The organism is Chloroflexota bacterium, assembly GCA_040902225.1.
GTDB lineage: Bacteria > Chloroflexota > Limnocylindria > QHBO01 > QHBO01 > CF-167.
Window position 1 is genome coordinate 385,169 of sequence record JBBDXT010000007.1, and the last position, 26,198, is coordinate 411,366.

Consider the following 26,198-nt stretch of genomic DNA (forward strand, 5'->3'; position numbering starts at 1 on the left):
ATTTGCGTCCCAGCAGGCCCCCGTCGACGGGGAACTTGGCCGTTATGCACGGTGGATGTAAATGGAAGTTCGTATGGAGTCACCAAGCCAGGTGCAACGCCAGATGGAACCAATTTGCGGCGGCGGCGCCCATACGAAGCGAAGGCGGTCCGCTTGGTCGCCAGCCTAGGGTGAGCAGCATGCAGAGCGATCTGGTGGTACGCGCATCAGCCGGCGACCACGCCGCGTTCTCCCAGCTGGCAGGCGCGTCGATCGGTGGGCTCTACCGCATCGCGCATCTGATCCTGCGGGATGGCGACCTTGCGAACGACGCTGTCCAGAACGCGCTGATCGCTGCCTGGCAGGACATCCGAGGGCTTCGCGACCCCAATCGCTTCGATGCCTGGCTGCACCGACTGACGGTGCGTGCCTGCTACAAGGTGGCACGCACACAGCGGCATCGCGCCTCCAGAGAGGTTGAGCTGATGCCGATGCACGAGTTGCCATCGGGGGACGATGACCAGCGCCTGCTGGCGGTTCGCGATCAGCTCGAGCGCGGCTTCCGGCGCCTCTCGGCGGAGGAGCGATCCGTGCTCGTGCTGCATTACTACCTCGACCTGCCGCTGGCGGAGGCTGCGGACATCATGGGTATTCCACTCGGCACCATGAAGTCTCGACTTAACCGTGCAACACACGCACTTCGGGCTGCGCTCGATGCTCAGGAACGGGCATCGGTGGTCTCGAATGGAGGCATCGCATGACCAGTGACCGCCAGTTCGAGGCGCTGCTTCGGTCCTGGTTCGATGAGTCCGCGCCGTCTGGCAATCCACGTGACCTGCTGGAATCGGTCGTGACCGCGACGGGGGGCACCCGCCCCCGTGCTGCATGGCTGGTGCGCCTGCGTGGTGAGCCGATGCCCGAGACTGACCGCTCCCGCCTGAACCGGTCCGTGCCTCTCGCTATCGCCGCGACAGGCCTAGTTGTCGCGGTGCTGGTCGCCATCGGCCTCGTGCTGCGATCCACCAATGTCGGCCCTCCGCCGGTGCCCACCGGCACGCCGCAGCCCACGTCGCATGCCGCTGCGTGGACCGCCGCGGCCAGCATGCTCACCCAGCACTACGGCCACACGGCAACGCTCCTCGCGGATGGGAGGGTCCTCGTGGCGGGCGGCCTCATCGGGCAGACTGGTATCGCCTCCGCTGAGCTGTACGACCCGAGGAACGGGACATGGACCGCGACGAGGGACATGCTCACGCCGCGCTTCTTCGCCACCGCCACGCTGTTGCGCAACGGCAGGGTGCTGGTGTCGGCCGGGACCTATGACCAGACCTCCGCTGAGCTGTACGACCCCAGCACCGGCACGTGGACCGCCACCGGAAGCATGGCGACGCCACGCCAGCTTCACACCGCCACGCTGCTTTCCGATGGCAGGGTGCTTGTGGTGGGGGGAACCGTCGGTGACTACAGCGGCGTCACGGCGACCGCCGAGCTATACGACCCGACCTCCGGGCTATGGAACGCCACGGGAAGCATGGCGACTGACCGTTGGCTGCACACAGCCACACTGCTGCCCGATGGCACGGTGCTGGTGGCTGGAGGTCGTACCTACAACCCGAATGCGAGCACCCCGGACCTCCGCAGCGTGGACAGCGCGGAACTGTACGACCCGCGCACGGGATCATGGACCGAAACCACGAGCATGGCCGTTCCGCGCTCGGCCCACGACGCGACGCCGTTGGCCGATGGCACGGTGCTCGTGACAGGCACCGACAACACCGCCACGACGCTTCCGGTAGAGCTGTACGACCCGCGCAGCGGATCCTGGACCCTAGTCGGGAGCGCCAATTTCGCTGGATACCCCGACAGTGCCACGCTGCTGGATGACGGCACCGTGCTGCTCGTTTCCTTCGGCCATGAGGGGGCCTGGGTCTACTACCCGAGCAGCGGATCCTGGACTGCCACCGCCACCGCGAGCATCGCAGTCGGACTCGCCGCCACAGCCACGTTGTTGGCGGATGGCACAGTGCTCGTGGCGGGCGGCGACCCGCCTGGCGACGGGGTCTCCGCCTCGCTGTACCACCCGGGCAGCCCCTAGCCAGGAGGCATTTCCCTGTACGCCGCGGCGGCTGACGATAGGTGACGAGCTCCGTCATCCACCACGGAGGCCCGCTATGGCGCTGGCGAAGGGCTCGGGGCGACGGAGGCCGACGCCCCTGTCAGCCATGGGCGGAGTCTAGGGCGTCGCGGGTCAGGGCGGCGATGGTTCCGAGGGTGGCTCGCGTCCGCCATCCAGCAGCGTGCGGTTACCCAGAGGCTCTGCCAGGAGGACCTTCACTGGCGTGCCGGGTCCGAGCGGACAGGTCTGGGCGCCGCTCAGGGGTCGAACTCGCATGGTGACGGTGACCGTCGCAGCTTCAGAGTTGACGACCGGGGGCGCCATGCGGCCGATGATCAGCGTTCCGCCATTGCAGGCTCTCTCCAGACCAGGATGTTCAGCTCGGTCGTCCCGGGCGGCGGTGCGGCGAAGGCTGGATCGAGCGCCCAGGTAGCTGGGCCATATCCAGAGGGCGGTGGTGTGGTCGCTGGGTTTGGGACCAGAAGCGAGCATCCGCTGAGAAGCACGCCCAGAACGACGAGCAGCGCACGAAGAGCCACCGCTACGGCGAGGGGCTGGCCACAGCCGACGCCGAGGGAGATGCCCCAGCGAACTCGCTTGCCGCCGCCGACGCAGATGCGCTCCCCGAGGCGCTCGGCTCAGCCGAGAAGCTCGGGAGCGGGGCCGGGGTGGGCGACGGGAAGAGGGTCGTCGGCACATTCGCGAAGGAGAGGGCGAAGATCAGGACGAAGATGACGAGCACGATCAGCACCCACGGGCGCGCAAGGGCGTCGGTTCGGGGCGGCAGAGAGCCCCGGTAGCCGGGAGCCGGCGTCTCCTCGCCGCGCGTCGGTCCGCCGCGCCTCTGGTCGGTCATGCCTCTCCCATCACCAAGGCCGCCGGTCCGGCGGGCGGGCGAAGGGTAGCAACTTCTATCGGGCGCCGCGCATGGCGGGGACCAGCAACCCACCCAGCCCGGCCACGGCAATCAGGCCGCCGCCGAGCATCAGCACCGTCGCCGCCCCGACCACCCCGGCCAGGTAGCCAGCCGCCCCCATCGAGATCGCCATCGCCCCAAAGGTGAGCGCCTGCCGGCTCGAGACGACACGGCCGAAGAGCCGCTGCGGAGTCAGCTCCTGGAAGAGGGTGATGGTCGGCACCAGGTACAGCATGTTCGCGACGCCGATGGCGAAGAAGAGCGCGATCGCCACCTGCGTGCTGGTGGTCAACCCGGCCCCGACCATCGCCAATCCCAGGCCGATGAAGCCTGCGATCGTCATCGGCCCCTTGGGGGCATGCGGAGCGAACCAGCCGATCGCCACGCCGCCGACGACGCTGCCCAGCCCCAGCGACGCCATCAGCCAGCCGTAGTTCTCCGGGAAGGGGAGGAAGCCCTGGTCCAGCACGTCCTTGGCGTAGATCAGGCTGCAGACGATCTCGGCGCCGAAGGCGAGCTGCGCCACCGTGCTCACCACCGTGTTGGCCAGCAGCTCTGCCTTGTGGGTCAGGAAGCGCCAGCCCTCGGCCATCTCGCGCCAGATGGCGCGGGCGCTGAACGGCTCGGTGGGCAGCTTCTCGGGCGGCACCGCCATGCCCCAGATCAGGATGGCGCTCACCAGGTAGGTCGCCGAGTCGAGCACGAACGCCGCACCGATCAGTCCGGCCAGCCCGGCCACTATGGCGGCCGCCACCGGGTAGCCGAGCAGGTCGGCGAGCGTCTCGTTGATGCTCGATGCGGAGTTGGCGGTGACAAGCTGCTCGTCGTCGACGATGAGCGGCACGATCGCCGTCTTGGCCGGCCGGAAGAGCAGCCCCACCGTGGCGACCGCTAGGGCGATCAGGTAGACGAGCGCGATGTGCACGTTGATCAGGAGGGGCACGAGCAGGACGAGCCCGGCGCGCACCAGGTCGCAGGCAATCATGGTCGTGCGGCGGTCCCAACGGTCGACCAGGGCGCCGGCGAGCGGGCCGAGGAACACGTTCGGCACAGCGGTGGCCGCGAACACGACCCCCACGTCCAGCGGCGTCCCTTGCTGGAGGACGAGCACGCCGATGGCGACCTGGTGCACGCGGTCGCCGAAGAAGCTGACCAGCTGCCCCATCCATAGCAGGCTGAAGTTGCGGTTGCGGACGAGGGCGAGGTACGGGGACTGCGCTCGCTCTCTCGGGATCGCGACCACAGCGCCGCCGGCACCCGCGGCGGCAAGGGCGGGCATGCTTCCGACCGACTGTGCCTGCCCACCAGGGAAGGGCGACGCGTTGGCAAACGGGTCGCCGGGTCGCAGCCCCAACGTATAGGCAGCCCGCAGCGGTGCGTTGGGGCGGGTCATGGAGTAGACGATCGCCCAGAAGATGCCCACCGCCAGCAGCGTGTCACCGATGCTGACCACGTCGCGAATGACCGGCAGCGGGATCGGCACCACGTCGCCGAAGATCCCGCCCTGCCGCACGAAGTCGGCCACGCTGTTCGTGGTCAGCAGGAAATGGAACGGATCGTTGGCCAGCGCATCGGGGGTGAAGCCGGCGGCGTAGAAGGCTGCCGCCCAGATCGGCATCTGGCCTCCGTTGAGGACGACCGCCAGCGTATTGAGGGCAATCCCGACCGCGGCGATCTGGAGCCCCGGCACCCGCCAGTTGCCCCACAGCCAGACGAAGATCAGCCCGTAGCTGGCGATGAAGGCCGCACCCAGCGGCAGATCCACGCCGATGTCGCCCTGGCGCAGCAGCCCGGCGCCGAAGCGCATGGCCAGCGCCAGGCCCAGGACCCAGATCCAGCGCAGCCGCAGATCGGCGAGACGGGGGAGCCCTCCGCCGGCCAGCGCGCCGACTACCAGGGCCAGGACGATGGTGCTAAGAAACATCGTCAGAGGCGAGTGCTCGCCTCGACGGTGATGTTCCTCCCTCGGGGGCTGCCGGGGCCGATGGCGTGCCGGCATGCAGCATGGTGGGCAGCTCGTCCGGGGCCTCCGGCCTGCGATCCAGGATCTCGCGATCGAGGCCGATCAGGACCGGCACGATCTCGGGGTCGAACTGGATGCCGGAGTACTTCTGCAGCTCGCCGATGGCGATCTCGTGGCTGAGCGGCGTCTTGCGGTACGGGCGGGCGGAGGTCATCGCCTCGTAGGCATCGGCCACCCCCAGGATCCTGGCGCCCAGCGGGATGTCGAGCGCCTCGACGCCCGCCGGGTAGCCTGAGCCGTTGAACCACTCGTGGTGGGTCAGGATCAGGGGGGCCTCTTTCACCAGCTGGTGCGCCGGCGCGACGATCTCCGCCCCAATGGTCGGATGCTGGTTCATGAGGAACCGCTCCTCCTTGTCGAGCGGGCCTTCCTTTAGCAGGATGTTGTCCCGGACTCCGATCTTGCCCACGTCATGGAGTAGCCCGGCCCATTTGATCGTTTCGATATCCGTCTCGGGCAGGCCCATGACCCGGCACATGGCCTCCGCGATGCGGCTCACCCGGTTGGAGTGGCCTCGCGTGTACTTGTCGCGCGCGTCCACAGCGTTGGCCAGGGCCCCGATCGTCTGCTCGAACAGCTCGCGCGTCTCGACGTAGCGGTGGTACGCCAGGCGCGTAGTGAAGAGGGGGACGACGAAGAGTGCCGTCGCCCACCATCCCACGCCGTTGGGGAGGGCGAAGATCTGGGCCATGAGCCATGCGAGCGGGACTAGGCCCACAAGGTTGAGAGAAATTGCCCGAATGTCCTGAGCCCACACAGTGCGGACTGGGGTGCCAGTTCTGGCACTCACCGCCAGGACCGCGAGCGCTCCATTCGCGATGTAGTAGATACCGCTGCCGAGGAGGAGGCCGAGGAACGCGACGAGCTCCGCCATAGGAATCGGCAATGTACCGGACACCGAACGGATGAGCTCATAGACAGATCCGCCGAGCACAACAGAAGCGACAATCGCCGAGTGGTTGAAGAGAGTTCCATACCACGGAACCTCGCCGCGGAGTTCACGGGAATCGGTGGTGCCTATCGCCGCGACAATTGCTCCGGCAAATGGACCCCCGAGCACGACCGACGCGATAAGGGGTGCAGCCGACACCGAAACGACAGTCCCCTGCGGAAGGCGGACTGGTAACGCTCCGCTTGCCAATGTGAGAATCACCCAGAAGGCGACGCCCCCGATCCCATGGATCTCCGGTCGGAGAGGGAACGAAAAAGCAGCCGCCGCGACAGTGACTGCCGCGGCGGCTGAGGTTGCTAGGATCAGGCTACGGACGCGCGTATTCACCGGAACGTCACCCTAGCGGGGTGAGGCGCCGGAGTCTACCACCCGAACGCTTACCAACCCTTGAAGCTTGCTCCCCCGGCGATTGCCAAGGTAACCAATCCTCCAAGGGTGGTCAGCATTGCAACAAGGCGCCGAATTGACGCATTCATGCCTGACTCCCTGGGCTGGTTATTACCAGCCCTTGATCACTTTTCGAGCCATCAGAAGGTGCCCTCTTCCGTGACGATACGAACACAACCGACACAATCCGGTTAACGGAACGGTCGGTTGCACTACATGCTCCCCGACGACCTAAGTGCCCACATTCAGTCGCCGGATCGAAGCACCCACGCGGTTCGGCCTTGTACCGTGCCCCCCACGAGTACTAGACCCGGGGGTACTTTAGTCCCACTATGAGCATGAAGTCAAGCCTTTTCGGGTTTTCCACGGCTACTGTCAAATAGAAGTGGACTATGTTCCCGGAGATACCCAACCTGCCAGCCTGGCGGCAAGTTCCCCTGACGGGCCTTCATCGAGGTCATCCTTAAGTCGCTTCGCAAATCGGAGGACAGCTGCTCGGGCGGCCGCTCGTCGACCAGACGCGTCTAACTGCCTAGCCATTGCTAGCTGCGCCTCTTCGTCGTACGGATCCAACTCCAAAAGCGCGCACGCCGCTCGGACTGCCGTGTCGGCGCTGGTATTCCCGCTTCCGATAGCTATCGGAAGCAGAACGCCTCGAACCTCGGCGTGGACGGCTGTGCGCAGGCGCGTTGCCCAATCCTCGTAACGCAGCTCAGCGAGGAACTCGCCCCGGACCATATCAACGAGCGCCGTGATTCGATCTGCCCGGCCGGCGGATTCGTTGCGGAGCTCTAGGGCGATTCGTCGGAACTGATCGAGGTCGGTAACCGTATGTGCCGGGTTCAGTTGCAGAGCGTCCACGGTGCTGAGCACGTATTGCGGACTCTCTCCATCTCGAAATGACGGATCAAGCACTCGCCGGAGCTGGAATACTGCTTGATTGAGACTGTTGACGGCCGAGGCCGGATCGGACTCGGGCCACAGGATGTCCAATGCCATCTCGCGGGTTAACGTCGATCGGTAGTTCGCTACTAAGAGCGCAAGGAGTGCTCGCATCCGGCGTTTCTCGATCCTGGTTGTCTGACCAAGCCAGGACCCGCGGTGGACAACGATTGCCCCAAATGAACGAATGTGGAGCGAGGTTGCATGCTTGCTGACGAGGGCTCGTCGGAGTTCGCTAATGTCATGCCCGGTGGTCTGACGCAGGCTTGCAGCTGTCTCGACTGTGCCGTGGCGTGCCAGAAAAGCGACGACAGCGTCGCGGGTTTCGCCAGTCAGGGAGTCAACCAAAGCAGCGAGTGTTTCTCGCCAGCCAGCGGGGTCCGCTTCGGCAAACGAAACCATTGCCTCGACGCCTCCGTCTTGCCGGGCGATCCACGCGGCGTGTGAGACATAGCGACGTAGCCACCACCTTAGATGTCGGAGGACGCCCGCAGTTCTCGCCCGCGTAATGGCAAGTGTCGAGATCTGGCGCGCCCGGGAGCCTGCATGCTCCAAAGCGAACACGCCAAGTTTAACGAGACCGACCGTGGTGAGGAGGGCCGCTCCACGCCGTTCCCACTCTTCAAGCACCCGCATTTCATCGAGGCATTGCCCTCGACATTCCGCGGAGACGTGGGCGCCAATTGCTCTTGCTGGGGCTGTAACCGGAGCTTGTCGAGGATCCGACGTCCCAGCCGCGAGTTTCTCCATGGCGTCGCGAATCTCCAGCGGGTCGGCAGCGCCGAGGTACAACGATTCAATTAGGAGACCGGAACCGATTTCTGCCGTCGCGCCAAGCGCTGCGGGATCCGCCAGAACATGACGTAGAACGTTCGCGGACTCTTCGAACCGACCCTGATGACTTAATACCGCCGCCATGCCGTATTGGGCTTCTGCCTGGGGGCGGGCCCAGGGCAGCGTGCTGGTGACCCCGGTCTTTGCCAGGAGCTCGGCCCGGACCGGGTCGTCTCGGTAGAGGAGAGACTGCACGAGCTCGGAATTGTCAGCGAACGGACTCGCCGGCAAGTCCGACCAGAATCGAGTCGCTTGCTCCAAGCTCTGGATACTCCCATCCAGGTCTCCAATCTGGCGTAATAGCATCCCGTGGTTATGCAAAGCAATTGCTGCGAAATGCTCCAGTCCCCGCGATTTGGCCTCAATCGCAATCCGTCGGCATTCATGCGCAACGGCCTGCAGCGACCCACTCATCCACGTCGACGTAATCGCGAGGTTGCCGTTCAAACGTAGTCGCGTGGCAAACGCATCCGGTGGCGCCAGCTTCAGACCTAAAACGGCCTGCTCGGCAGCACCCTCGACCTGGCCCATGTTGCTCATCACGGTGCTCGTCTTCAGGCAAGCGAGTGCCTCCATTCGAGGGTCGCCCTTCTTGGCGAAGAACGAGCGCGCACGGCTGAGGGCGACGAGGGCGTTGTCCCAGTCGCCCCGGATGCCGCATGCCTCGCCATAGAGCAGGGAGAGGCGCGCGTTGTCGCGGATGGCCTTCGCGGGGAGCTGCTGCAGCCATTCGTCGACGAGACCGAGACGGCCCTCGGAGACGACATCCTCGCCGTATCGCGCGATGAGCCGCGCCGCCTGCGGCGTAAGGCCGGCCTTCAGATAGTGATGAATTGCCTGCGGCCACTGCTCATGCGTTTCGAAATAGGAGGCAGCGTGGATGTGAAGGCCGGTGACCTCGCCGTCGGAGCGTTCGGAGATGAGGCGATGCTCCAGGAAATCTCTGAAGAGCCCGTGGTATCGATAGCGGGCTTCGGCCGCATCGAGGCGGTTGGTGAAGAGCCCGCGCTGCTCCAGGTCAGAGAGGATCCCGGCGCCGTCGTGGACGCGGGCGAGCCGCTCTGCCAGCTCGGCGTTGATCTGCTGGAGGATCGACGTCGACAGCAAGAAGTTGCGGACCTGCTCCGTTTGCTGGTCCAGAACCTCTTCCGCGAGGAAGGCGAAGAGATCGCTGTCGGTCGTGGCGGTGATCGAATTGATGAATGCGCGTCGTTCTTCCGGCGTCTTCCGCTCGCGGAGCGACACCTCGACGAGCTGGAGGCTGGCCGCCCACCCTTCCGTCCTGCGCTCGAGCTCGACCAGCTCGGTCGGGTCGAGAGGGTCGTTGTAGATGTCGCGGAAGAGGTCGTCGATCTCACGGTCCGTGAAGCGAAGCGCATCGGTCCGGATACCGGCATAGCCACCATGGGTCTTGAATCGGGCGAATTGCAGTTGGGGTCGCGCTCGCGAGAGGAAGACGAAGCGGCAGGTCGGTGGAGCATCGCGCAGGATCTGGTTCCAGAGCCCACGCACTTCCGTGACCGATGACACCGCCTGCCAGTCATCGATGATGAAGGTGCACGGCTCTGTCAGTCGCTCGTACATCTCGGCCAGGAGGTATGCCGCGACCCCGGGCCGGGACGACCCCGGTCCGCCGAGCTGCTGCAACATGGAATGCGCCCGATGACCGAAGCCGGAGTGCCGCTGACTGATGGCCTCGATCAGATAGCTGATGTGCAGTGACCAGTCGCGGTCGTTCCGGTCGAGCTTGTACCAGTAGATCGGGAAGTCGACCTCGCGCTCCCATTGCCACAGGAGGGTGGTCTTGCCATAGCCCGCGTCCGCCGCGACCACGATCGCCCGGCAGTTCGCGTTATCGCTCAGCCACGACAGAAGCCGAGGTCGTCGCAGAGTTGGGGTCACGTAATGAGGCGGCGTGACCTTGTTGTGGATCAGCGGGTAGACGTACTGGATGTCCGACAATCGGGTCGGCCGCCTCCGATTCGGGCGTATGGACGACGACGGACCCCGGCGGACGCGCCCCCCGCGACCCCGGCCGTTTCCGGCGAGGGTACCCGGTGTCAATTATCAGCGTATTACTGGCCGATGGTCTAGAGTCGGAACCGAGATATGCGCGCCTTCATCGGTCTAGGGGGAAACCAGCCGGGCACGGGCGCGGCGCTTGTCAGCGCGGCGGCGGAGCTGGGCATGATCGGCCAGGTGATCCGGGCCTCGAGCCTGTACCAGTCGGCAGCGCGAGACCTGTTCGACCAGCCCGATTTCACCAATGCGGCCGTTGAGCTGCAGACCGAGCTCGAGCCGGTCGACCTCCTCTTCGCGCTGAAGCGCCTGGAGGTGACGCTGGGGCGCGACCCGCAGGGGATCCGCTTTGGCCCGCGGTTAATCGACCTGGACATTCTCTCCTTCGACGGCCACTGCGTGGAGGATGCCGAGCTGGAGCTGATCGTCCCGCACCCGCGCCTAGTGGAGCGCCGCTTCGCCCTGGAGCCGCTGGCCGAGCTTGATCCCGGTCTGCGCCCCTGGCGCGACTGCTCGGACCTGCGCGTGGACGTGACGGTGGCGGACCTGCTGCCAAGCGTCGCGGACCAAGAAGTTCAGCTGATCGGCGGGCCGGACTGGGCGGACCGCTAGCCTAGAGGCGAACCCGCGGGGGCTGCTGCGGGTCCCACATGTGGACCGTATCGATGAAGCGCACGACGCCGCGCGAGTGACTCATCAGCAGCGAGTGGGTCCGCGCCCCGCCACCGAAGAAGCGGACGCCGCGCAGCAGCTCGCCATCGGTGACGCCGGTGGCGGCGAAGACGACATTCTCGCCGGGGGCCAGGTCATCGGTCTTGTAGATGCGGTCCGTGTCGTCCACGTCCACGCCCATGATGCGTGCACGTTCCTTCTCCTCGTCGGAGCGCCAGCGGAACTGGGCCTGGATCTCGCCGCCCAGGCACTTGAGGGCAGCCGCGGTCAGCACGCCCTCAGGTGCGCCGCCGGTCCCCATCACCGCGTGCACGCCGGTGCCGGAGACCGCCACCGAGATGCCCGCTGTCAGGTCGCCATCCGAGATCAGCTTGATCCGCGCCCCGGTGGCACGGACCTCCTCGATCAGGTCCTTGTGGCGTTCGCGGTCGAGGATCACGACGGTGATGTCGAACGGCGCTCGCCCCAGCCGCTCGGCAATGGTGGCGATGATCACCGAAGCCGGGTCGTTGATCGAGACGTGGCCCGCCACCTGCGGTCCGACCACCAGCTTGCGCAGGTAGGTGTCCGGGGCGTGCATCAGACCGCCTGGCTCGGCGGCCGCCAGGACCACGGTGGCGTTCGGGGAGCCGGTGGCGACCAGGTTGGTCCCTTCCAGCGGGTCGACCGCGATGTCAACCGAGGTTGCCGCATCCGGGTTGCCGACCTGCTCACCGATGTACAGCATCGGGGCCATGTCGCGCTCGCCCTCGCCGATGACGATGGTGCCGCTGATCTCCGCCTCTTCCATGGCGTTGCGCATCGCTTCGACGGCGGCGTGGTCGGCGCCCGTCCGGTCGCCACGCCCCATGAGGCGGGATGCCGCGATGGCGCCGGCCTCGGTGGCCGCGACCGCCTCGACGCCGATGAGCTTCTCCATTGGGCGGATTATCGGGGGCTGGCCGCAGGAAGGCCAGAGCGCGTGAGGAAGGGGTTCGGGTGGAGGGTGGTCTCCAGGCTGCCCTCCGCCCGGCTATCGGTTAGGCCAGGCGATCCCACGCGGTCAACGGGAGCAGCGCGGCCAGTGCCGCCAGCACCACCGGAATGAGGATGCCCCATGGTGCGTTGCCCACTGCCCCCTGAAGCACAGCCGCTACAGCGAGGAACAAAAGGAACCCACCCAAGCAGGCCGAGACAACAGCAGTGACACGCGACGGCCTGCGCCGCAGGCGATAGCCGATCCAACCCGCCGAAATGCCAAGTGCCGCGGCCATGAACAGGACGGCGGCTCTGGGCTCCTGCAGCTCGCCCGCGAATGTCAACAGCAGGACCATCGCGAGAACGAACCAAGAGCCAGCCGAAACGCGCGTGTTCACGCCGTGGACTATACGGCGGCTGTTCGCAGCGTCGCGATCAGTGCTTGAAGTGGCGGCGTCCGGTGAAGACCATCGCCATGTGGTGGCGATCGGCGACCTCGATCGCCATCTCGTCGCGGATGCTGCCGCCCGGCTGGATGATCGCCGTCACCCCTGCCTGCGCCGCGATCTGGATTCCATCGGGGAAGGGGAAGTAGGCGTCCGAGGCCATCACCGAGAGGGGCGCCCGCTCGCCGGCCTTGCGCAGCGCGACCTCGACTGACACCACCCGCGAAGGCTGGCCCGCCCCCATCCCGATCAGGGCATGCCGCTTGGCGAGCACGATTGCGTTGCTCTTTACGTGCCGGACGGCACGCCAGGCGAAGAGGAGGTCGGTCAGCTCGTCGAGGGTGGGGCGCCGCTGGGTCACGACCTGGAGCTTGTTGCGATCCTCCTCCAGGTTGTCGAAGGTCTGCACCAGCAGACCGCCGCCGATCCGCTTGAAGTCGAAGTTGCCGATCCCCAGCTCCGGGCCGTCGGCATCGGTCTGGGGCACCTCGATGATCTCGAAGCCCTTCTTGGTGCGCAGGATCTCGAGCGCCTCGGGCGTGTAGCCGGGCGCCACGATCGCCTCGAAGAAGCCGGGCCGGATCGCCCGGGCGGCCGTGTCGTCCACCACCCGGTTGGCGCCGATGATCCCGCCGTACGCGGAGACACTGTCCCCCTCGAGCGCAAGTCGGAACGCCTCGGCCAGGTCCACGACGCTCGCCAGCCCGCAGGGATTGCCGTGCTTGACGATGCAGACGGTGGGGGTCTTGAAGTCGCTGGCGATCTGCCACGCAGCATCGAGGTCGAGCAGGTTGTTGAAGGAGAGGTCCTTGCCGGCGATCTGCCGCGCTCGGCTGATGGAGGTGCGGCGCTGGTTCGGATCGGCATAGAAGGCGCCCAGCTGATGCGGGTTCTCGCCGTAGCGCAGATCGGCCTTCTTCTCGACCACCAGCGTCAGCCGGCTGGGGAAGAGGGTGCCTGCCTGGGCATTCAGGTAGGAGGCGATCTGGGCGTCGTACGCGGCGGTAAGCGCGAACGCCTCGGCCGCCAGCTTCTGACGCGTCTCGGGGCTGACCGTGCCGTGCGAGCGGATGTCGCGCAGGACCGATGCGTACTGGGTCGGGTCCGACACGGCCGCGACACCCGGGAAGTTCTTGGCGGCGGCTCGCAGGAGGGCAACGCCGCCGATGTCGATCTTCTCGAGGGCCTGGTCGAGGGTCGTGCTCGGGTCCGTGACCGCCTCGCCGAACGGATACAGGTTGACGACGACCACATCGATCTGCTCGATGCCGTGCTCGGCGAGCTGGGCCAGGTGGTCGGGCTGGTCGCGACGCGCCAGGAGGCCGGCGAAGATCTTGGGGTGCAGCGTCTTGACCCGGCCGCCGAGGATCTCCGGCGAATCGGTGAGGTCGCTGACCGGCCCCACCTCGATTCCGCTCTCGGCAAGGTGCGCGCGGGTCCCATCGGTGGCAAAGCACTCGATCCCGGCCTCCGTCAGCCCGCGGGCAAGCTCAACAATGCCTTCGCGGTCCGAGACGGAGAGGAGAGCGCGCAACGGGCGACCTCGATGCGGGGACGTTGCGTGGTTCAGAAGCGGTTCCGCAAGTATAGCCGCGGGACAGGCAGTTCTAGGCTTCCGGTGGTTGAGGAGCCTCGTCGAGCGTCGTTCCGCCCGCCGAGAGGCTGATCAGGGCGACCGGCACGGCCACGACCGCGATGGCGAGGTAGGCCAGGAAGACGCTCCAGTTCTCGAGGTAGATCGCCAGTCCGACGATCACGGCGGTCGGGAGCAGGACGGCAGCGATCATCCAGGCAATCGCCAGGGCGCTCCATTCCACGGCCGGGCGACGCCCGAAGAAGGCCGCCTCATCGGCACCGATCACGATGTCCCAGCCCTTCATCGTCAGCCACCACAGCACCAGGCCGATGATGGCGACCAACCCAGCCGCCACGAAGCCGTTGACGACGGCGGGCCAGCCGGCGAACCAGTCGGGGAGTGGCAGGGAGTCGACCCAGCCCAGGATGGCGGCGCCCCATTCGGGGAGGTGATTGCGTATGCCCCACAGCGTCGTGGCCAGGGCGACCAGGAAGAGGACGCGGCCGGCCAGCAGCATCGTCACCCGGCGTCCGCGGACCTTCGCCGCCTCCCGCAACTGCGGTGGGATTCCGTCCGTGATCCCAATGGGGCTGGGCGGGGCGAGGCCTGCCGCGGCGAAGGCGACCGCGCTGACGAACACGGTTCGGTTGCTCCAGTAGATGGCGTGGTCGAGCAGCGTGCTCCCCACGTTGCGGATCTTGTACGACTCGACCCCCTTCGGCAGCTTGTCCAGCAGCTGCCCGTTCGGCGCCGGGTCGGCCGATGCCCACAGGTCCAGCCAGCGGAAGCCGGGCATCGCCTTCTGCACGGCCTTGATCTCGCCCTGGATCTCCTCTTCGCCGGCGCGGTCATTGCGTCTCGCCATGCGGACGAGGAGCACCTGCACCACCAGCACGCCCAGCAGGGCACCCCCGAACCAGGCCAGCGGGGTCTGGGCGTGGGAGACGATCTCGCCCAGGTCGAACTTGCTGGTGATGACCTCGGCCAGGACGCCCGCACCGTTGTAGCCGGCCACCACCAGCAGGACCGTGGTCAGCGTCGCCAGCCCGAAGAAGGTCAGCTTTCGGCGCCCGGGGGCCGTCTGCACGAGGTAGAGGGACTTCAGCTTGCGGAATGCCTGCCCAAAGCTGAGGAAGAGATCGATCCGAGCTCGCTTGTCGGGGTCCCGCTCGGCGTTGCGCCGGATGGCGTGCCAGGACACCGCACTGCCCTGTGAGTGGGCGAGGACGATGACCCGGTCGCACAGTCGATCCATCTCGACGATGTCGGTGCGCACCTGCTCGGCCATGGCCGCGAATCGCACCGGGCTGCGCACCAAAATCAGCAGGTCGCCGAAGCTGCCCGTCAGGTTCTTGGCGATCGCGCGGACGAGGTCCGTGAGGGCAGGGATCGGGATCAGGCTGAAGATCAGCAGCGCCAGGAGGACGGGCGTCACGGCCGATGCCACGATCGCCGCCACGAGGGTGATGAAGAATGCCGCGATGGCGTTGAGGACACGCCGCAGCAGGCCCGGGTTCGGCGGAGCGGCGCTTCTGAACCGGTTCTCGAGGCCCGCCCGCTGGGAGGCGATCAGCCACGGGCCGGCGGAGAAGGCCCAGGTCACCAGCTCGAAAAAGGTCGCCTGCCGGAAGGTGGTGGCCCACCACGATTCGGCGAGCCGCCACTTCTGCTTGGCAGGCGGCGTTTTGGTCTCATCGCCGATGGTGACCGAGACGTGCGCCTGGCCGCCGATCGGGTGGTCCGGCTCTCCGCCCAGCACCTGGCCACCCGAGCGGAGCGTCGCGTCCCGGATCTTGAAGACGGACTTCTCCACCGGCGCCAGCCACTTGCGCAGCCACTCGGTGAGCGCGTCGCCCATATCGGTGACACTGTCGCCCTGGACCTGCTCGCCCATGCCATGGACGAAGAGGATGCCGACGGCGTATGGCTTCTTGGGGGTGCCATTTGCCTGCTCGGGATCCATGGGATGTGCCCTCCGTCACAACCATATGGCGAGGCCAGTGTTGGGCCGATGGTACGCGCGGACGCAAGGCCGGCACCGGGCTAGGCTGTCCCGGTGCTGGGCACCAACGAGCCGACCTACGCCGATCCATCCCCCGAGCTCCTCGCCGCGGCTGCGGGGCTCCGGTCGGACGTGTCGCCGGACCGCCTGCGTGCCCTCGTCGAGTCGATCCCCGGTCCGCGCAGCCGGCTGCACGCCCCGGCTGCGATGGAACAGGCCGATGCCCTGATCACCGCAGCCTGGCGCACGGCAGGGTGGACCGTCGAGCGGCAAGAGCTCGACCTTCACGGCGAGTGGGGCGTCAGGGATGAGCCAGCCAGCAGCAAGCCGGGGAAGCGCATCACGTGCTACCCGGAGCTTCGCGGGGCCAACCTGATCGCGACCCTGGCCGGAGGCGAGACCGACGCCGTCGTGGTCGTCGCCCACCACGACACCGTCTGGAACTCGCCGGGCGCCGACGACAACGCAGCGGGCGTCGTCATCCTCATGGAGGTCGCTCGGCTGCTGGCCTCGGACACACTGCGACGGACCGTCGTCCTCGCCGCGCCCGATTTCGAGGAGATCGGCCTCATCGGCTCGCGCGAGCTGGTCCGGCTGCTGCTCGAGCGCCACCGCGTGCGTGCGGCGATTGTCTTCGACCCGATCGGCTACATGGACCCGCGGCCGAACGCGCAGCACATCCCGCGGGGCGTCGGGCTGCTCTACCCGCAGCAGCTGGAGCGGCTGCGCGCCCGTGACAATGCGGGCGACGGGGTCGTGGCGATCCATCGCCGGCGATCGACTGCGCTGGTTCGGGTGTGGGCCGAATGCGCCGCGGCGTCAGTCGGCCGCGACCGGGTGGTGATGCTCCGCGATCCGTGCGACCTGCCGATTATCGGTCCGCTGCTCAACCTCGTCCCACTGGCGCGCAACTTCTCGCGCAGCGACCATCGGCGCTTCTGGGATGCTCGTCTGCCGGCGATCCAGGTCACGAACACCGCCAACTTCCGCAATCCGCACTACCACCGAGCCAGCGACAGGCCGGCGACGCTGGATTACGAGACGCTGGCCGACGTCACGGTCGCGACGGTGCTCGCCGTCCGACGCCTCGCCGGCTGAATCGGCGGCGCGGGCTGACTGCTAGACTCCGCGGCCGATGAGCACGCTCTTCGACCCGTTCAGCCCGATCAACTTCGGCGACCTCTTCACGACGATGTGGGTTGGCGCATTTGTGATCCTGGCCGGCGCGGTCGTCGTATACAACGCCGCTCAGCGCATGTACCGTCGCTACCCGGCCATCCTGTCGCTCCACGAATGGATCTTCTGGTCGATCTTCGGGACCTGGCTGGTGGTGCCGCTGCTGGTCGTCATCAATGTGCCGCTCGCGCTCCTGCTCCTGCTCGTGCTGCCGGGACTCGCGGTCGCGATCTACGCCGCTTTCGTGAAGTTCCCGCCGATCATCGAGGCAGCCAACGTCGAGATCCGACGCCGGCGATTTGTCCCTCCACCGCGGCGCGAGGTGCGCGACCGCGCCAGGCCGACCCCCGCCGGACGCCGCCGCCGCCACCGCTAGGCCGGACGCCCGAAGGGTCGGACTCCGCGCCCGGGTTTTGTGTCAGCCTTGCTCGTGCGGCCGTGCGGCCGTGCGGCCGTGCAGTCGTGCGGCCGTGCTGCACGAAGCGGCGTGACGCGGTCGCGCCTCGGTCCCGCCCGGCTTTGGCACGCTCAGCAGCAGCCTGATCCGCACCCGCAGCCACTCGCCGCGATCGGGAGTTCGGCCGCGGCCAGCTCCTGCCCGGGCAGGGATGCGCCCTCGGGTTTCGTCGCCCGGATGATGGCCGAGTGCATCCCGTCGGCGACGGGGTGGGTCGGCGTGACGGAGACATCGGTCAGGCCGATCTCGCGCAAGCCCGCCGCGAACTCGCCGAACGAGAGCGCCCCGGCGATGCAGCCCACGTAGGACCCGCGCTCGGCCCGTTGCTCCGGGCTGAGCGTCTCGTCGGCGACGATGTCGCTGATGCCGATCCGCCCGCCGGGCCGCAGCACGCGGGCGATCTCGCGAAAGACCGATGGCTTGTCGGCCGCCAGGTTGACGACGCAGTTGCTGATCACCACGTCGATGTTCTCGGCTGGGAGCGGGATCGCCTCGATCTGGCCCTTCAGGAACTCGACATTCTCCGCGCCAGCCTCGGCGGCGTTGCGCTGGGCGAGGGTCAGCATCTCGTCGGTCATGTCCAGGCCGAAGGCTCGGCCGGTGGGACCCACGCGCCTGGCGGAGAGGAGGACGTCGATGCCGCCGCCCGAACCCAGGTCGAGCACGCGCTCACCCGGATGCAGGTCCGCCACGGCGATCGGGTTGCCGCAGCCCAGTGACGCCATCACGGCCGCGCTGGGCAGCTCCTCTCGCTCGAGGGCGGTGTACAGGTCCGGCCCGACGCTTCCATTGGTGCAGCAGGCGTCCCCACAGCAGGCGCTCTCGCCCTGGGCCAGCACCTGGAGCGCTGACTGCGCGTAGCGCTCGCGCACGGTGTCGTGAATCCGGTCGGTCATCGGGTTCTCCTTCGGAGGCGGTTGGGTCTAGGCGAGCGGGACGAGCCCGGCCAGGGTGGCGCCGATGCCACTCCAGCGGCGCGCGAAGTCAGGCGCAAGGTCGTAGTAGATGTAGGTGCCGCGACGCTCGGTGGTGACCACGCCGGCCTCGCGCAGGACCTTCAGGTGGTGGCTGACGGTCGGCTGGCTGACGTCGCAGCACTCGGTGAAGTCGCAGGCGCACACCGATCCGGGGGAGGCGGCCAGCTGCCGCAGGATCGAGAGGCGCACGGGGTCGGCGATCGCCTGGAGGAGCTCGACGTCGGGATCTGCTGATTTCACGCTGCCATTATATAGACAGCTGTCAATATATGGGGAGTGACGGGGTCCTTTCGCCACGCCATTGCCGCATACTTGCCGACAGGTTGCACCCTGACCTGTTCGAGCACAGAGAGGAAGACATGAGCACTCCGGAGATCATCATCGCCGTCATCGTCATCGTCGTGCTCGGGGGCGCCCTGGCCCTCTGGTCCAGTCGACGACAGAAGCCGTAGCCGTCGGAGGTTCCCAATCGGGCCGGGCCACCGGCTGGAAATAGATTGTCAGCAGCTGGCCGGCGAACCGGCCGATGAGCCCGAACAGGGTCGCCAGGATCGCCATCTCAGATCCAGCGCCGGAATCGGGCGACGCCCAGGACGAGCACCGCCAGTCCGAGCATGGTGGCCGCCACCAGCCAGAAGTGGTCCGGGTCGTCGAAGAACGCCAGCTTGAAGTTCATGCCCATCACGCCGGCCACCACCACGGCCGGCAGGAGGACGGCCGAGAGGATGGTCAGCGCCTTCATCACCTCACCCGAACGCTGGGTGAGGCGGCCAAGGTAGATATCCGAGGAGCCGACCAGCAGCTCGCGGGCGCGTTCGACCCCGGCGATCGTTCGCTCGAGACGATCGACCAGGCCGGGCCAGGGCTGCCCGAGCTCATCGTGCAGCTCGAAGTCAGGCCGCGAGAGGGGCCCGAAGGTCTCGCGCTGCGGTACGAGGATGCGGCGCAGCGTCGCCGCCCGGCGCCTGAGCGCAACGACCCGCTCGAGGAACCCGGCGCGGTCCTTTCCCCGCAGAGCGATCTCGTCGAGCTTGTCCACCTCTGACTCGATCTCCTCGACCTGTCGTCGGAAGGAGCCGAGCATCGTGTCAACCAGGCCGCCCATGAAGGATCCGGCGTCCAGCGTGCCCAGGGCCGCCTCATCGGCGACGTGGGATTCGAACTCGTTCAGCGCCGACACAGGCCGCTCGTGGGCCGTCACGATGAAGTTGCGCCCGGCGACGAGATCGACCGCAGCCGGCTTCTCGCCGTCGTCGCCCGCCTCGAGGGAGAGGACGGTGAGCAGGATCGCGTCGGGTGCGCGGACGAGCCGCGCCCCTCCGTTTAGCGCCGCCAGGGCGGACATGATCGGCTGAGGAAAGGCGAACGCCTGCCGGATCAGCTCGAAGTCTTCCGCGACGGGCCGTTCAACGTCAACCCAGAGGAGCTTGTCGTCGCTCAACTCCTGAACGGCACGGGAGCTGAGACGGATATCGCGGTCTTCACCGCGTGCGTCGTAGAGGCGCGCACGGATTCCCATCCTTGAGAGGATCGCCGCCCGCGCCTGCCAACCACCGCAGCACGACGCCCGCGGTGCGTTGCAAGTGGCTTGCACGGACGTCGCTAGGCGGTAACTGGCTCCGGCAGGGGCTCTACCGCGACCCTCTCGAAGACAAGCGAACCTTCGCGGACGTCGATCCGGACCGTGTCGCCGGGTGCGAACTCCCCGGCAAGAAGCTGCCTGGCGAGCGGGTTCTCGATCGAGCGCTGGATGGCGCGGCGCAGCGGCCGAGCGCCGTAGTGCGGGTCGTAGCCTTCACGCGCCACGTGGGCGCGGGCGGCATCGGTCACCTCGAGCGAGATGCGGGACTCACCGAGACGGCGCTCAACCCCTTCGAGCAGCAGGCCCACGATCTCCTGCAGCTGCGCCTCCCCGAGCGGCTGGAAGACGATGATCTCGTCGATCCGGTTCAGGAATTCCGGGCGGAAATGGTCGCGCAGGCTGGTGCGCACCTGCTCGGCGGCCGCGGCGAAGGCATCGGGCCCCGACTCGGCAGCCTCGATCAGCTGAGCCGAGCCGATGTTGCTGGTCATGATCACGACCGTGTTGCGGAAGCTGACGGTCCGGCCCTGGGAATCCGTCAGGCGACCGTCGTCGAGCAACTGGAGGAGGATGTTGAAGACGTCCGGATGCGCCTTCTCGATCTCGTCGAACAGGACGACCTGGTAGGGCCGACGCCGCACCGCCTCGGTCAGCTGCCCGCCCTCCTCGTAGCCGACGTAGCCGGGCGGTGCCCCGACCAGGCGCGAGACGGCGAACTTCTCCATGTACTCGCTCATGTCGATCCGCACCATGGCGCTCTCGTCGTCGAACAGGAACTCGGCCAGCGCCCGAGCCAGCTCGGTCTTGCCGACCCCGGTGGGGCCCAGGAAGATGAATGAGCCGATCGGCCGCTTGGGGTCCTTGAGACCGGCGCGGGCACGGCGGATGGCGTCGCTGATGGCGATGACCGCCTCGTCCTGCCCGATCAGCCGCTCGTGCAGCCGCTCCTCCATGTGCAGCAGCTTCTCGGTCTCGCCCTCCACCAGGCGGCTGACCGGGATGCCGGTCCAGCGGCTCACCACCTGGGCGATGTCGTCGGCGTCGACCTCCTCCTTGAGCAGCAGCGAGCCCGATGACTTCAGCTCGTGCAGGCGCTGCTCCTGCTCCGCGAGTTGCTGTGTGAGCTCGGTGGCACGGCCATATTTGAGCTCGGCTGCGCGCGCGTAGTCGGCGGCGCGCTCGGCCGCCTCGATCTCCGGGGTGAGCTTCTCGAGCTGCTCGCGCGTCTCGCGGATGGCGGCCACCACCACCTTCTCGCGCTCCCAGGCGGCCTTCATCGCATCGCCCCGTTCGCGCAGATCGGCCAGCTCCTTCTCCAGCGCCTCCAGGCGTGCCTTCGAGGCGCTGTCCTTCTCCTTGCGCAGCGCCTCGCGCTCGATCTCCAGCTGCATTCGGCGCCGATCGACCTCGTCCAGCTCGGCCGGCATGGAGTCCATCTCCATCCGCAGCCGGGAGGCCGCCTCGTCGACCAGGTCGATCGCCTTGTCGGGCAGGAAGCGCTCGCTGATGTACCGATCCGAGAGGACGGCGGCTGCGACGAGCGCCGAGTCGGTGATGCGCACCCCGTGATGCACCTCGTACCGCTCGCGCAGGCCCCGCAGGATGCTGATGGTGTCCTCCACCGATGGCTGGTCGACGATGATCGGCTGGAAGCGGCGCTCCAGGGCGGCATCCTTCTCGATGTTCTTGCGGTACTCATCGAGCGTCGTCGCCCCGATGGCGTGCAGCTCGCCGCGCGCCAGCATCGGCTTCAGCATGTTGGCGGCATCCATCGCGCCCTCGGCGGCCCCTGCCCCCACGACGGTGTGCAGCTCGTCGATGAACAGGATGATCTGACCCTCTGCGACGGCGACCTCCTTGAGGACCGCCTTGAGCCGCTCCTCGAACTCGCCGCGGTACTTTGCGCCGGCCACCATGGCGCCCAGGTCCAGCGCCACCACCCGCTTGTCGCGCAACCCCTCGGGTACGTCGCCGCGCACGATTCGCTGGGCGAGGCCCTCGGCGATCGCCGTCTTGCCGACCCCTGGCTCGCCAATGAGGACCGGGTTGTTCTTGGTGCGGCGGCTGAGCACCTGGATGACCCGGCGGATCTCCTCGTCACGGCCGATCACCGGGTCGAGCAGGCCTTTACGAGCCGCCTCGGTCAGGTCGCGGCCGTACTTTTCCAGGGCCTCGTAGGTAGCCTCTGGATTCTCGCTGGTCACTCGCTGGTTGCCTCGAATGCTGGTCAGCGCCTCAAGGACCGATGCGGCCTCGACGCCCAGCCCGCGGAGCAGCTGCTGGGCCGAGTTGCCGGCGGCATCCTCGATGATGGACAGCAGCAGGTGTTCCGTCGAGACGTATTCGTCGTGCATCCGCTCCGCCAGCGGATGGGCCGCGGAGAGGATGCGCCGCGCGTCGTTGCCCAGCGTGAGCTGAGCGGTGCCGCTTACCTTGGGCAGCTTGGCGAGCTCGTTGCGAACGGCGTCGGCGACGGCTGGCGGTTCCTTTCCCATCCGCTCGATGACCGCGGCGACAACGCCGTCCGGCTGGTCGACCAGCGAGAGCAGCAGATGGAGGGCGGTCAGCTCGGGGTGTCCCTCGCCCTCCGCCAGCTGCTGTGCGGCGGCGATCGCCTCGGTGGCACGCGTGGTGAATCGCTCGGTGCGCATTACTGCACCTTTCCTTCCTGTCGGGGATCGGCCTGTGGGTGCTTGCCGAGCACCTTCGCCAGCTCGTCGCGAGCCTCCTCGTCAAGTGTTGGCAGCACGACCCTGGTCCTGACCACGAGGTCGCCCTTCCCGGAGCCGCTGCGCTTTGGGAGGCCGCGGCCGGGAATATGAATCTCCTGTCCGTTCTGGGTGTTGGGTCGAACCCGGAGCTTGACGCTGCCGGCGGGGGTCGGGACCGGCGCCTCAGCGCCAAGCATGGCCTCGGCCAGCGTCAACGGCAGCTCGGTGACGAGGTCGGCGCCGCGTCGCTCGAACCGGGGGTCAGGCTTGATGCGGACCGTGATCACCACGTCGCCGGCAGGCCCGCCGTCGGGTGGCTTGAGGGCGCCTCGCAGGCGGATCTTCGCGCCGTCGCTCACGCCTGCGGGGATTCTTGCCTGCAATCGGCGCCCGTCGACGCTCACCATGCGCTCGGCGCCGCTGGCGACCTCGGCCAGGGTCACCTCTGCGGTGGCATGCGCCTCCGGCGGCCGGCCGACCGCTCGGGGGGCCGCGGTGCCCCGGTCGCCGAACTCGAAGACCTGATCGAATCCGCCGGGCGTGGAGCGACCCGCGCCGAACGGCGAGCTCTCGCCGCCAAAGAAGGCGCGGAAGAAGTCGCTGAAGCCGCCCAGGTCCTCCGCGTTGACGCGGCGCGTCTCCCAGCGGACGCCACCCGGCGCCCCGCCGAAGCCGGCCCAGTCGGTCGCGCCACCGGGGAAGCCGGCGTTGTCGTAGGCCTGCCAGTTGGCTCCCAGCTCGTCGTATCGGCGGCGCTGCTCGGGGTCGGACAGGACGGCGTTCGCCTCGTTCGCCTCCTTGAAGCGACGCTCGGCGTCGGCATCGCCAGGGTTCTTGTCGGGATGGAGCTCGCGTGCCAGACGGCGGTAGGCCTTCTTGATCTCAGCCTGCGTCGCCGTCTTCGGCACGCCAAGGACGGCGTAGTAGTCCTTGTACTCCATCTCCGACCGGGTGCCCTACCGTCTCCCGATCAGACGCCGCCCACCGGGGGCTGCTCGGTCGGGACGTCCGGCGTTCCCGGCACCGGCAGCTCGGGGGTCGGCGCCTTGCGACGCGGTGCCCGAGTCTTGGGTGGGGTGACGCGCTGCTGCCGAGCAGCCCGTTCTGCCTTGATGCGCGAGGCCGGTCGCGGCGCACTGATCAGCGCCTCGGCCAGCACCTCGTCCATCGTCTCCACCGGGACCAGGCGCAGCTGGGTGCGGACCTCCTCCGGCACGTCGATCAGATCCTTCTCGTTCCGCTTCGGGATGAGGACCGTCTTGACGCCGGCCAGATGGGCCGCCAGCAGCTTGCTCTTCAGCCCGCCGATCGGGAGCACCCGCCCACGCAGCGTGATCTCGCCGGTCATCGCCAGGTCGCGGCGCACGGGTCGCCCCGTGAGCAGCGAGGCCATGGCGGTGGCCATCGTCACTCCGGCGGACGGACCGTCCTTGGGAGTGGCGCCGGCCGGCACGTGGATGTGCAGCGTCTGCTTCTCGAAGACGGCGGGGTCGATCCCCAGCTCCTTCGTCCGCGCCCGGATGTACGACATCCCGGCTCGTGCCGACTCCTTCATCACGTCGCCGAGCTGTCCGGTCAGGATGAACTCGTCCTTGCCCTCCATCTTGGTGGCCTCGACCTGGACGATGTCGCCGCCGGCGTCGCTCACCACCAGCCCGGTCGCCATTCCGACCTGGTCCTCGGCGTCGAGCTCGCCGTAGTCGAAGCGGGCGGGGCCCAGGTACGTCTCCAGGTCCTCGGGCTTGACGACCACCTTGACCTTTGCGTCGGCCGCCACCTTTCGGGCAACCTTCCGCGCGACATTGGCGATCTCGCGCTCCATGTTGCGCACGCCCGCCTCATGGGTGAAGGCCTGGATCAGGCGCACGAGCGCGTCCTCGCTGAACTCCAGCTGCCCGGCGGTGAGCCCGTGGTTCTCGAGCTGCTTGGGCATCAGGAAGCGCTGCGCAATGCGAAGCCGCTCGAGTTGCGTGTAGCCGGGCAGCTGGATGATCTCCATCCGGTCCCGCAGGGCCGGGGGAATGGTGTCCACCATGTTGGCGGTGGCGATGAACAGGACGCGCGACAGGTCGAACGGCACCTCCAGGTAGTTGTCCTGGAACGTGTTGTTCTGCTCCGGGTCAAGCACCTCCAGCAGCGCCGATGACGGATCGCCGCGGAAGTCCATTCCCACCTTGTCGATCTCGTCGAGCATGAAGACCGGATTCGCGGACCCCGCCGTCTTGATGCTCTGGATGACCCGTCCGGGGAGCGCGCCGATATAGGTGCGTCGGTGCCCGCGGATCTCTGCCTCGTCGTGGATGCCGCCGAGGCTCATGCGCACGAACTTGCGGCCCATCGCCCGGGCGATGCTCTTGCCCAGGCTTGTCTTGCCCACCCCGGGCGGGCCGACGAAGAGCAGGATCGGTGAGCGGATCTTGTCGGCGAGCTTGCGCACGGCCATGTATTCGAGAATCCGCTCCTTAGGCTTCTCCAGTCCGTAGTGGTCCTCGTTGAGGACCTTCTCCGACTCGTCGAGATCCAGGTTGTCATCGGTCTGGACGCCCCATGGCAGGCTCACCAGCCAGTCGACGTAGGTGCGGATGACGCCCTGCTCGGGGGAGGCGCTGGGGATCCGGTTGAGCCGGTCGACCTCCTTGAGCGCCTTCTCCTTGACATCGGTCGGCATGGCCGATTCCTCGACCTTGGTCTTCAGCTCGCCCGCCTCGGCGACCGCGGGGTCGTCCTCGCCGAGCTCCTTCTGGATCGCCTTGAGCTGCTCGCGCAGGATGTACTCGCGCTGGGTCTTGTCCATCTCGGACTTGACCTCGCTCTGGATGCGACCCTTCAGCTCGAGCACCTCGATCTGCTTGGCCAGGAATTGTCCGACCATGCGCAGCCGCTCGGCGACGTCGATCGTCTCCAGCAGCTGCTGGCGCGCCTCGGTGGTCATGTCGGGGCTGTAGGCGACCATGTCGGCCAGCAGCCCGCCGTCGGAAATATTGCGCGCGGCGACCGCGACCTCGGGCGGCACCGATGCCCCTGAGCTCACGTACTGCTCGATCTGCCCCTGGACCGATGCCATCAGGGCCTCGACCTCCACGCTCTTCTCCTGGTCGTCCTCGATCAGCTCGACGCGAGCCTCGAGGTGCGGATCGGTCTGCACCAGGTCGAGCAGGCGGATCCGCTTCTGCCCCTGCACGATGGCCCGGATGGTCCCGTCCTGGAGACGGATCACCTGGGCGATCTTGGCCAGGGTGCCGATGGAGTAGAGCTCGTCGACCGAGCTGACCTCTTCGGTCTCGTTGCTGCGTTGGGTGATGAGTGCCACTGGCTGCGAGGTGCGGACCGCGCGGTCGAGCGCCTTGACGCTCCGGTCGCGGCCGACCTGCAGCGGGACGATCATCTCCGGGAAGATCACCGTGTCGCGCAGGGCGACGAGTGGGAGCACCTGGATCTGCTCGACCTCGGGCTCGGCGTTCTTGTCATCCATGG

19 protein-coding genes and 1 riboswitch are annotated in these 26,198 nt (G+C 67.5%); of the genes, 5 read left to right on the forward strand and 14 right to left on the reverse strand.

The annotated features are described in order from the left end of the window. Window positions 1-179: 179 nt before the first annotated feature. Window positions 180-740: an RNA polymerase sigma factor gene (locus tag WEB29_10580; GenBank protein ID MEX2137375.1), complete on the forward strand. Its 561-nt coding sequence runs from the start codon at window positions 180-182 to the stop codon at window positions 738-740. Continuing rightward, complete coding sequence (locus tag WEB29_10585; protein MEX2137376.1) at window positions 737-2,074, forward strand: kelch repeat-containing protein; 1,338 nt, start codon at window positions 737-739, stop codon at window positions 2,072-2,074. Before WEB29_10580 ends, WEB29_10585 begins: the two co-directional genes overlap by 4 nt. A 562-nt stretch (window positions 2,075-2,636) precedes the next feature. Here the strand turns inward: WEB29_10585 and WEB29_10590 are convergent. The 4 genes from WEB29_10590 to WEB29_10605 all read right to left on the reverse strand — a co-directional run bounded on the left by WEB29_10590 (window position 2,637) and on the right by WEB29_10605 (window position 9,982). Next, window positions 2,637-2,951 (reverse strand): hypothetical protein, encoded by a 315-nt coding sequence (locus tag WEB29_10590; protein ID MEX2137377.1) that lies wholly within the window; start codon window positions 2,949-2,951, stop codon window positions 2,637-2,639. Window positions 2,952-3,006: 55 nt separating this feature from the next. Further along, window positions 3,007-4,935 carry an MFS transporter gene (locus tag WEB29_10595; GenBank protein ID MEX2137378.1) on the reverse strand — a complete coding sequence of 643 codons (1,929 nt, stop codon included), beginning with the start codon at window positions 4,933-4,935 and terminating at the stop codon, window positions 3,007-3,009. After that, window positions 4,925-6,313 carry an HD-GYP domain-containing protein gene (locus WEB29_10600; protein MEX2137379.1) on the reverse strand — a complete coding sequence of 463 codons (1,389 nt, stop codon included), beginning with the start codon at window positions 6,311-6,313 and terminating at the stop codon, window positions 4,925-4,927. The genes WEB29_10595 and WEB29_10600 overlap by 11 nt, the downstream gene beginning before the upstream one ends. A gap of 252 nt (window positions 6,314-6,565) precedes the next feature. After that, window positions 6,566-6,650: riboswitch (cyclic di-GMP riboswitch) on the reverse strand. A 113-nt stretch (window positions 6,651-6,763) separates the two neighbouring features. After that, complete coding sequence (locus WEB29_10605) at window positions 6,764-9,982, reverse strand: hypothetical protein (protein MEX2137380.1); 3,219 nt, start codon at window positions 9,980-9,982, stop codon at window positions 6,764-6,766. 276 nt (window positions 9,983-10,258) lie between these two features. Between WEB29_10605 and folK the strand changes: the two genes are divergently transcribed. Next, window positions 10,259-10,780, forward strand: a complete 522-nt coding sequence (gene folK, locus WEB29_10610; protein ID MEX2137381.1) for a 2-amino-4-hydroxy-6-hydroxymethyldihydropteridine diphosphokinase — start codon at window positions 10,259-10,261, stop codon at window positions 10,778-10,780. 1 nt (window position 10,781) lies between these two features. Here folK and glpX read toward each other — a convergent pair whose 3' ends face one another. The 4 genes from glpX to WEB29_10630 all read right to left on the reverse strand — a co-directional run bounded on the left by glpX (window position 10,782) and on the right by WEB29_10630 (window position 15,782). Beyond that, window positions 10,782-11,759, reverse strand: coding sequence for a class II fructose-bisphosphatase (gene glpX / locus WEB29_10615; protein MEX2137382.1), 978 nt, complete (start codon window positions 11,757-11,759; stop codon window positions 10,782-10,784). Between the two features lie 100 nt (window positions 11,760-11,859). Beyond that, window positions 11,860-12,195 carry a hypothetical protein gene (locus WEB29_10620; protein MEX2137383.1) on the reverse strand — a complete coding sequence of 112 codons (336 nt, stop codon included), beginning with the start codon at window positions 12,193-12,195 and terminating at the stop codon, window positions 11,860-11,862. 37 nt (window positions 12,196-12,232) lie between these two features. Next, window positions 12,233-13,777 carry a bifunctional phosphoribosylaminoimidazolecarboxamide formyltransferase/IMP cyclohydrolase gene (gene purH / locus WEB29_10625; protein MEX2137384.1) on the reverse strand — a complete coding sequence of 515 codons (1,545 nt, stop codon included), beginning with the start codon at window positions 13,775-13,777 and terminating at the stop codon, window positions 12,233-12,235. Window positions 13,778-13,850: 73 nt separating this feature from the next. Further along, window positions 13,851-15,782, reverse strand: coding sequence for a hypothetical protein (locus WEB29_10630; GenBank protein MEX2137385.1), 1,932 nt, complete (start codon window positions 15,780-15,782; stop codon window positions 13,851-13,853). A 93-nt stretch (window positions 15,783-15,875) separates the two neighbouring features. On the opposite strand from WEB29_10630, the gene WEB29_10635 reads away from it, so the two are divergent. Both WEB29_10635 and WEB29_10640 read left to right on the forward strand, forming a co-directional pair. Next, a complete protein-coding gene (locus WEB29_10635) occupies window positions 15,876-16,919 on the forward strand; it encodes a M28 family peptidase (protein MEX2137386.1) in 1,044 nt (347 codons plus the stop codon). A gap of 37 nt (window positions 16,920-16,956) precedes the next feature. Next, entirely contained in the window at window positions 16,957-17,373 is a 417-nt protein-coding gene (locus WEB29_10640; GenBank protein MEX2137387.1) for a hypothetical protein, read from the forward strand. 152 nt (window positions 17,374-17,525) lie between these two features. Here WEB29_10640 and arsM read toward each other — a convergent pair whose 3' ends face one another. From arsM to lon, 6 genes are all read right to left on the reverse strand, one after another. After that, a complete protein-coding gene (gene arsM / locus WEB29_10645; GenBank protein ID MEX2137388.1) occupies window positions 17,526-18,350 on the reverse strand; it encodes an arsenite methyltransferase in 825 nt (274 codons plus the stop codon). Window positions 18,351-18,377: 27 nt separating this feature from the next. After that, on the reverse strand, window positions 18,378-18,671 hold the full coding sequence (locus tag WEB29_10650) for a metalloregulator ArsR/SmtB family transcription factor (GenBank protein ID MEX2137389.1): 294 nt from the start codon (window positions 18,669-18,671) through the stop codon (window positions 18,378-18,380). A 319-nt stretch (window positions 18,672-18,990) separates the two neighbouring features. Beyond that, the gene (locus WEB29_10655; protein ID MEX2137390.1) at window positions 18,991-19,950 is read right to left on the reverse strand and encodes a CorA family divalent cation transporter; all 960 of its coding nucleotides are present in this window, start codon (window positions 19,948-19,950) and stop codon (window positions 18,991-18,993) included. 83 nt (window positions 19,951-20,033) lie between these two features. Next, window positions 20,034-22,664, reverse strand: a complete 2,631-nt coding sequence (clpB, locus tag WEB29_10660; GenBank protein ID MEX2137391.1) for an ATP-dependent chaperone ClpB — start codon at window positions 22,662-22,664, stop codon at window positions 20,034-20,036. Further along, complete coding sequence (locus WEB29_10665; GenBank protein MEX2137392.1) at window positions 22,664-23,665, reverse strand: J domain-containing protein; 1,002 nt, start codon at window positions 23,663-23,665, stop codon at window positions 22,664-22,666. Before WEB29_10665 ends, clpB begins: the two co-directional genes overlap by 1 nt. Before the next feature lie 29 nt (window positions 23,666-23,694). Continuing rightward, on the reverse strand, window positions 23,695-26,196 hold the full coding sequence (gene lon, locus WEB29_10670; GenBank protein ID MEX2137393.1) for an endopeptidase La: 2,502 nt from the start codon (window positions 26,194-26,196) through the stop codon (window positions 23,695-23,697). Window positions 26,197-26,198: the final 2 nt, after the last annotated feature.

Bases quoted from the DNA above. Each gene is read 5' to 3' on its own strand.
- WEB29_10665 (MEX2137392.1), bottom strand. From the start codon at position 23,665: ATGGAGTACAAGGACTACTACGCCGTCCTTGGCGTGCCGAAGACGGCG.
- glpX (MEX2137382.1), bottom strand. From the start codon at position 11,759: ATGGAGAAGCTCATCGGCGTCGAGGCGGTCGCGGCCACCGAGGCCGGC.
- WEB29_10580 (MEX2137375.1), top strand. From the start codon at position 180: ATGCAGAGCGATCTGGTGGTACGCGCATCAGCCGGCGACCACGCCGCG.
- lon (MEX2137393.1), bottom strand. From the start codon at position 26,196: ATGGATGACAAGAACGCCGAGCCCGAGGTCGAGCAGATCCAGGTGCTC.
- WEB29_10595 (MEX2137378.1), bottom strand. From the start codon at position 4,935: ATGTTTCTTAGCACCATCGTCCTGGCCCTGGTAGTCGGCGCGCTGGCC.
- WEB29_10630 (MEX2137385.1), bottom strand. From the start codon at position 15,782: ATGGATCCCGAGCAGGCAAATGGCACCCCCAAGAAGCCATACGCCGTC.
- WEB29_10585 (MEX2137376.1), top strand. From the start codon at position 737: ATGACCAGTGACCGCCAGTTCGAGGCGCTGCTTCGGTCCTGGTTCGAT.
- folK (MEX2137381.1), top strand. From the start codon at position 10,259: ATGCGCGCCTTCATCGGTCTAGGGGGAAACCAGCCGGGCACGGGCGCG.
- arsM (MEX2137388.1), bottom strand. From the start codon at position 18,350: ATGACCGACCGGATTCACGACACCGTGCGCGAGCGCTACGCGCAGTCA.
- WEB29_10640 (MEX2137387.1), top strand. From the start codon at position 16,957: ATGAGCACGCTCTTCGACCCGTTCAGCCCGATCAACTTCGGCGACCTC.
- clpB (MEX2137391.1), bottom strand. From the start codon at position 22,664: ATGCGCACCGAGCGATTCACCACGCGTGCCACCGAGGCGATCGCCGCC.
- WEB29_10590 (MEX2137377.1), bottom strand. From the start codon at position 2,951: ATGACCGACCAGAGGCGCGGCGGACCGACGCGCGGCGAGGAGACGCCG.
- WEB29_10655 (MEX2137390.1), bottom strand. From the start codon at position 19,950: ATGGGAATCCGTGCGCGCCTCTACGACGCACGCGGTGAAGACCGCGAT.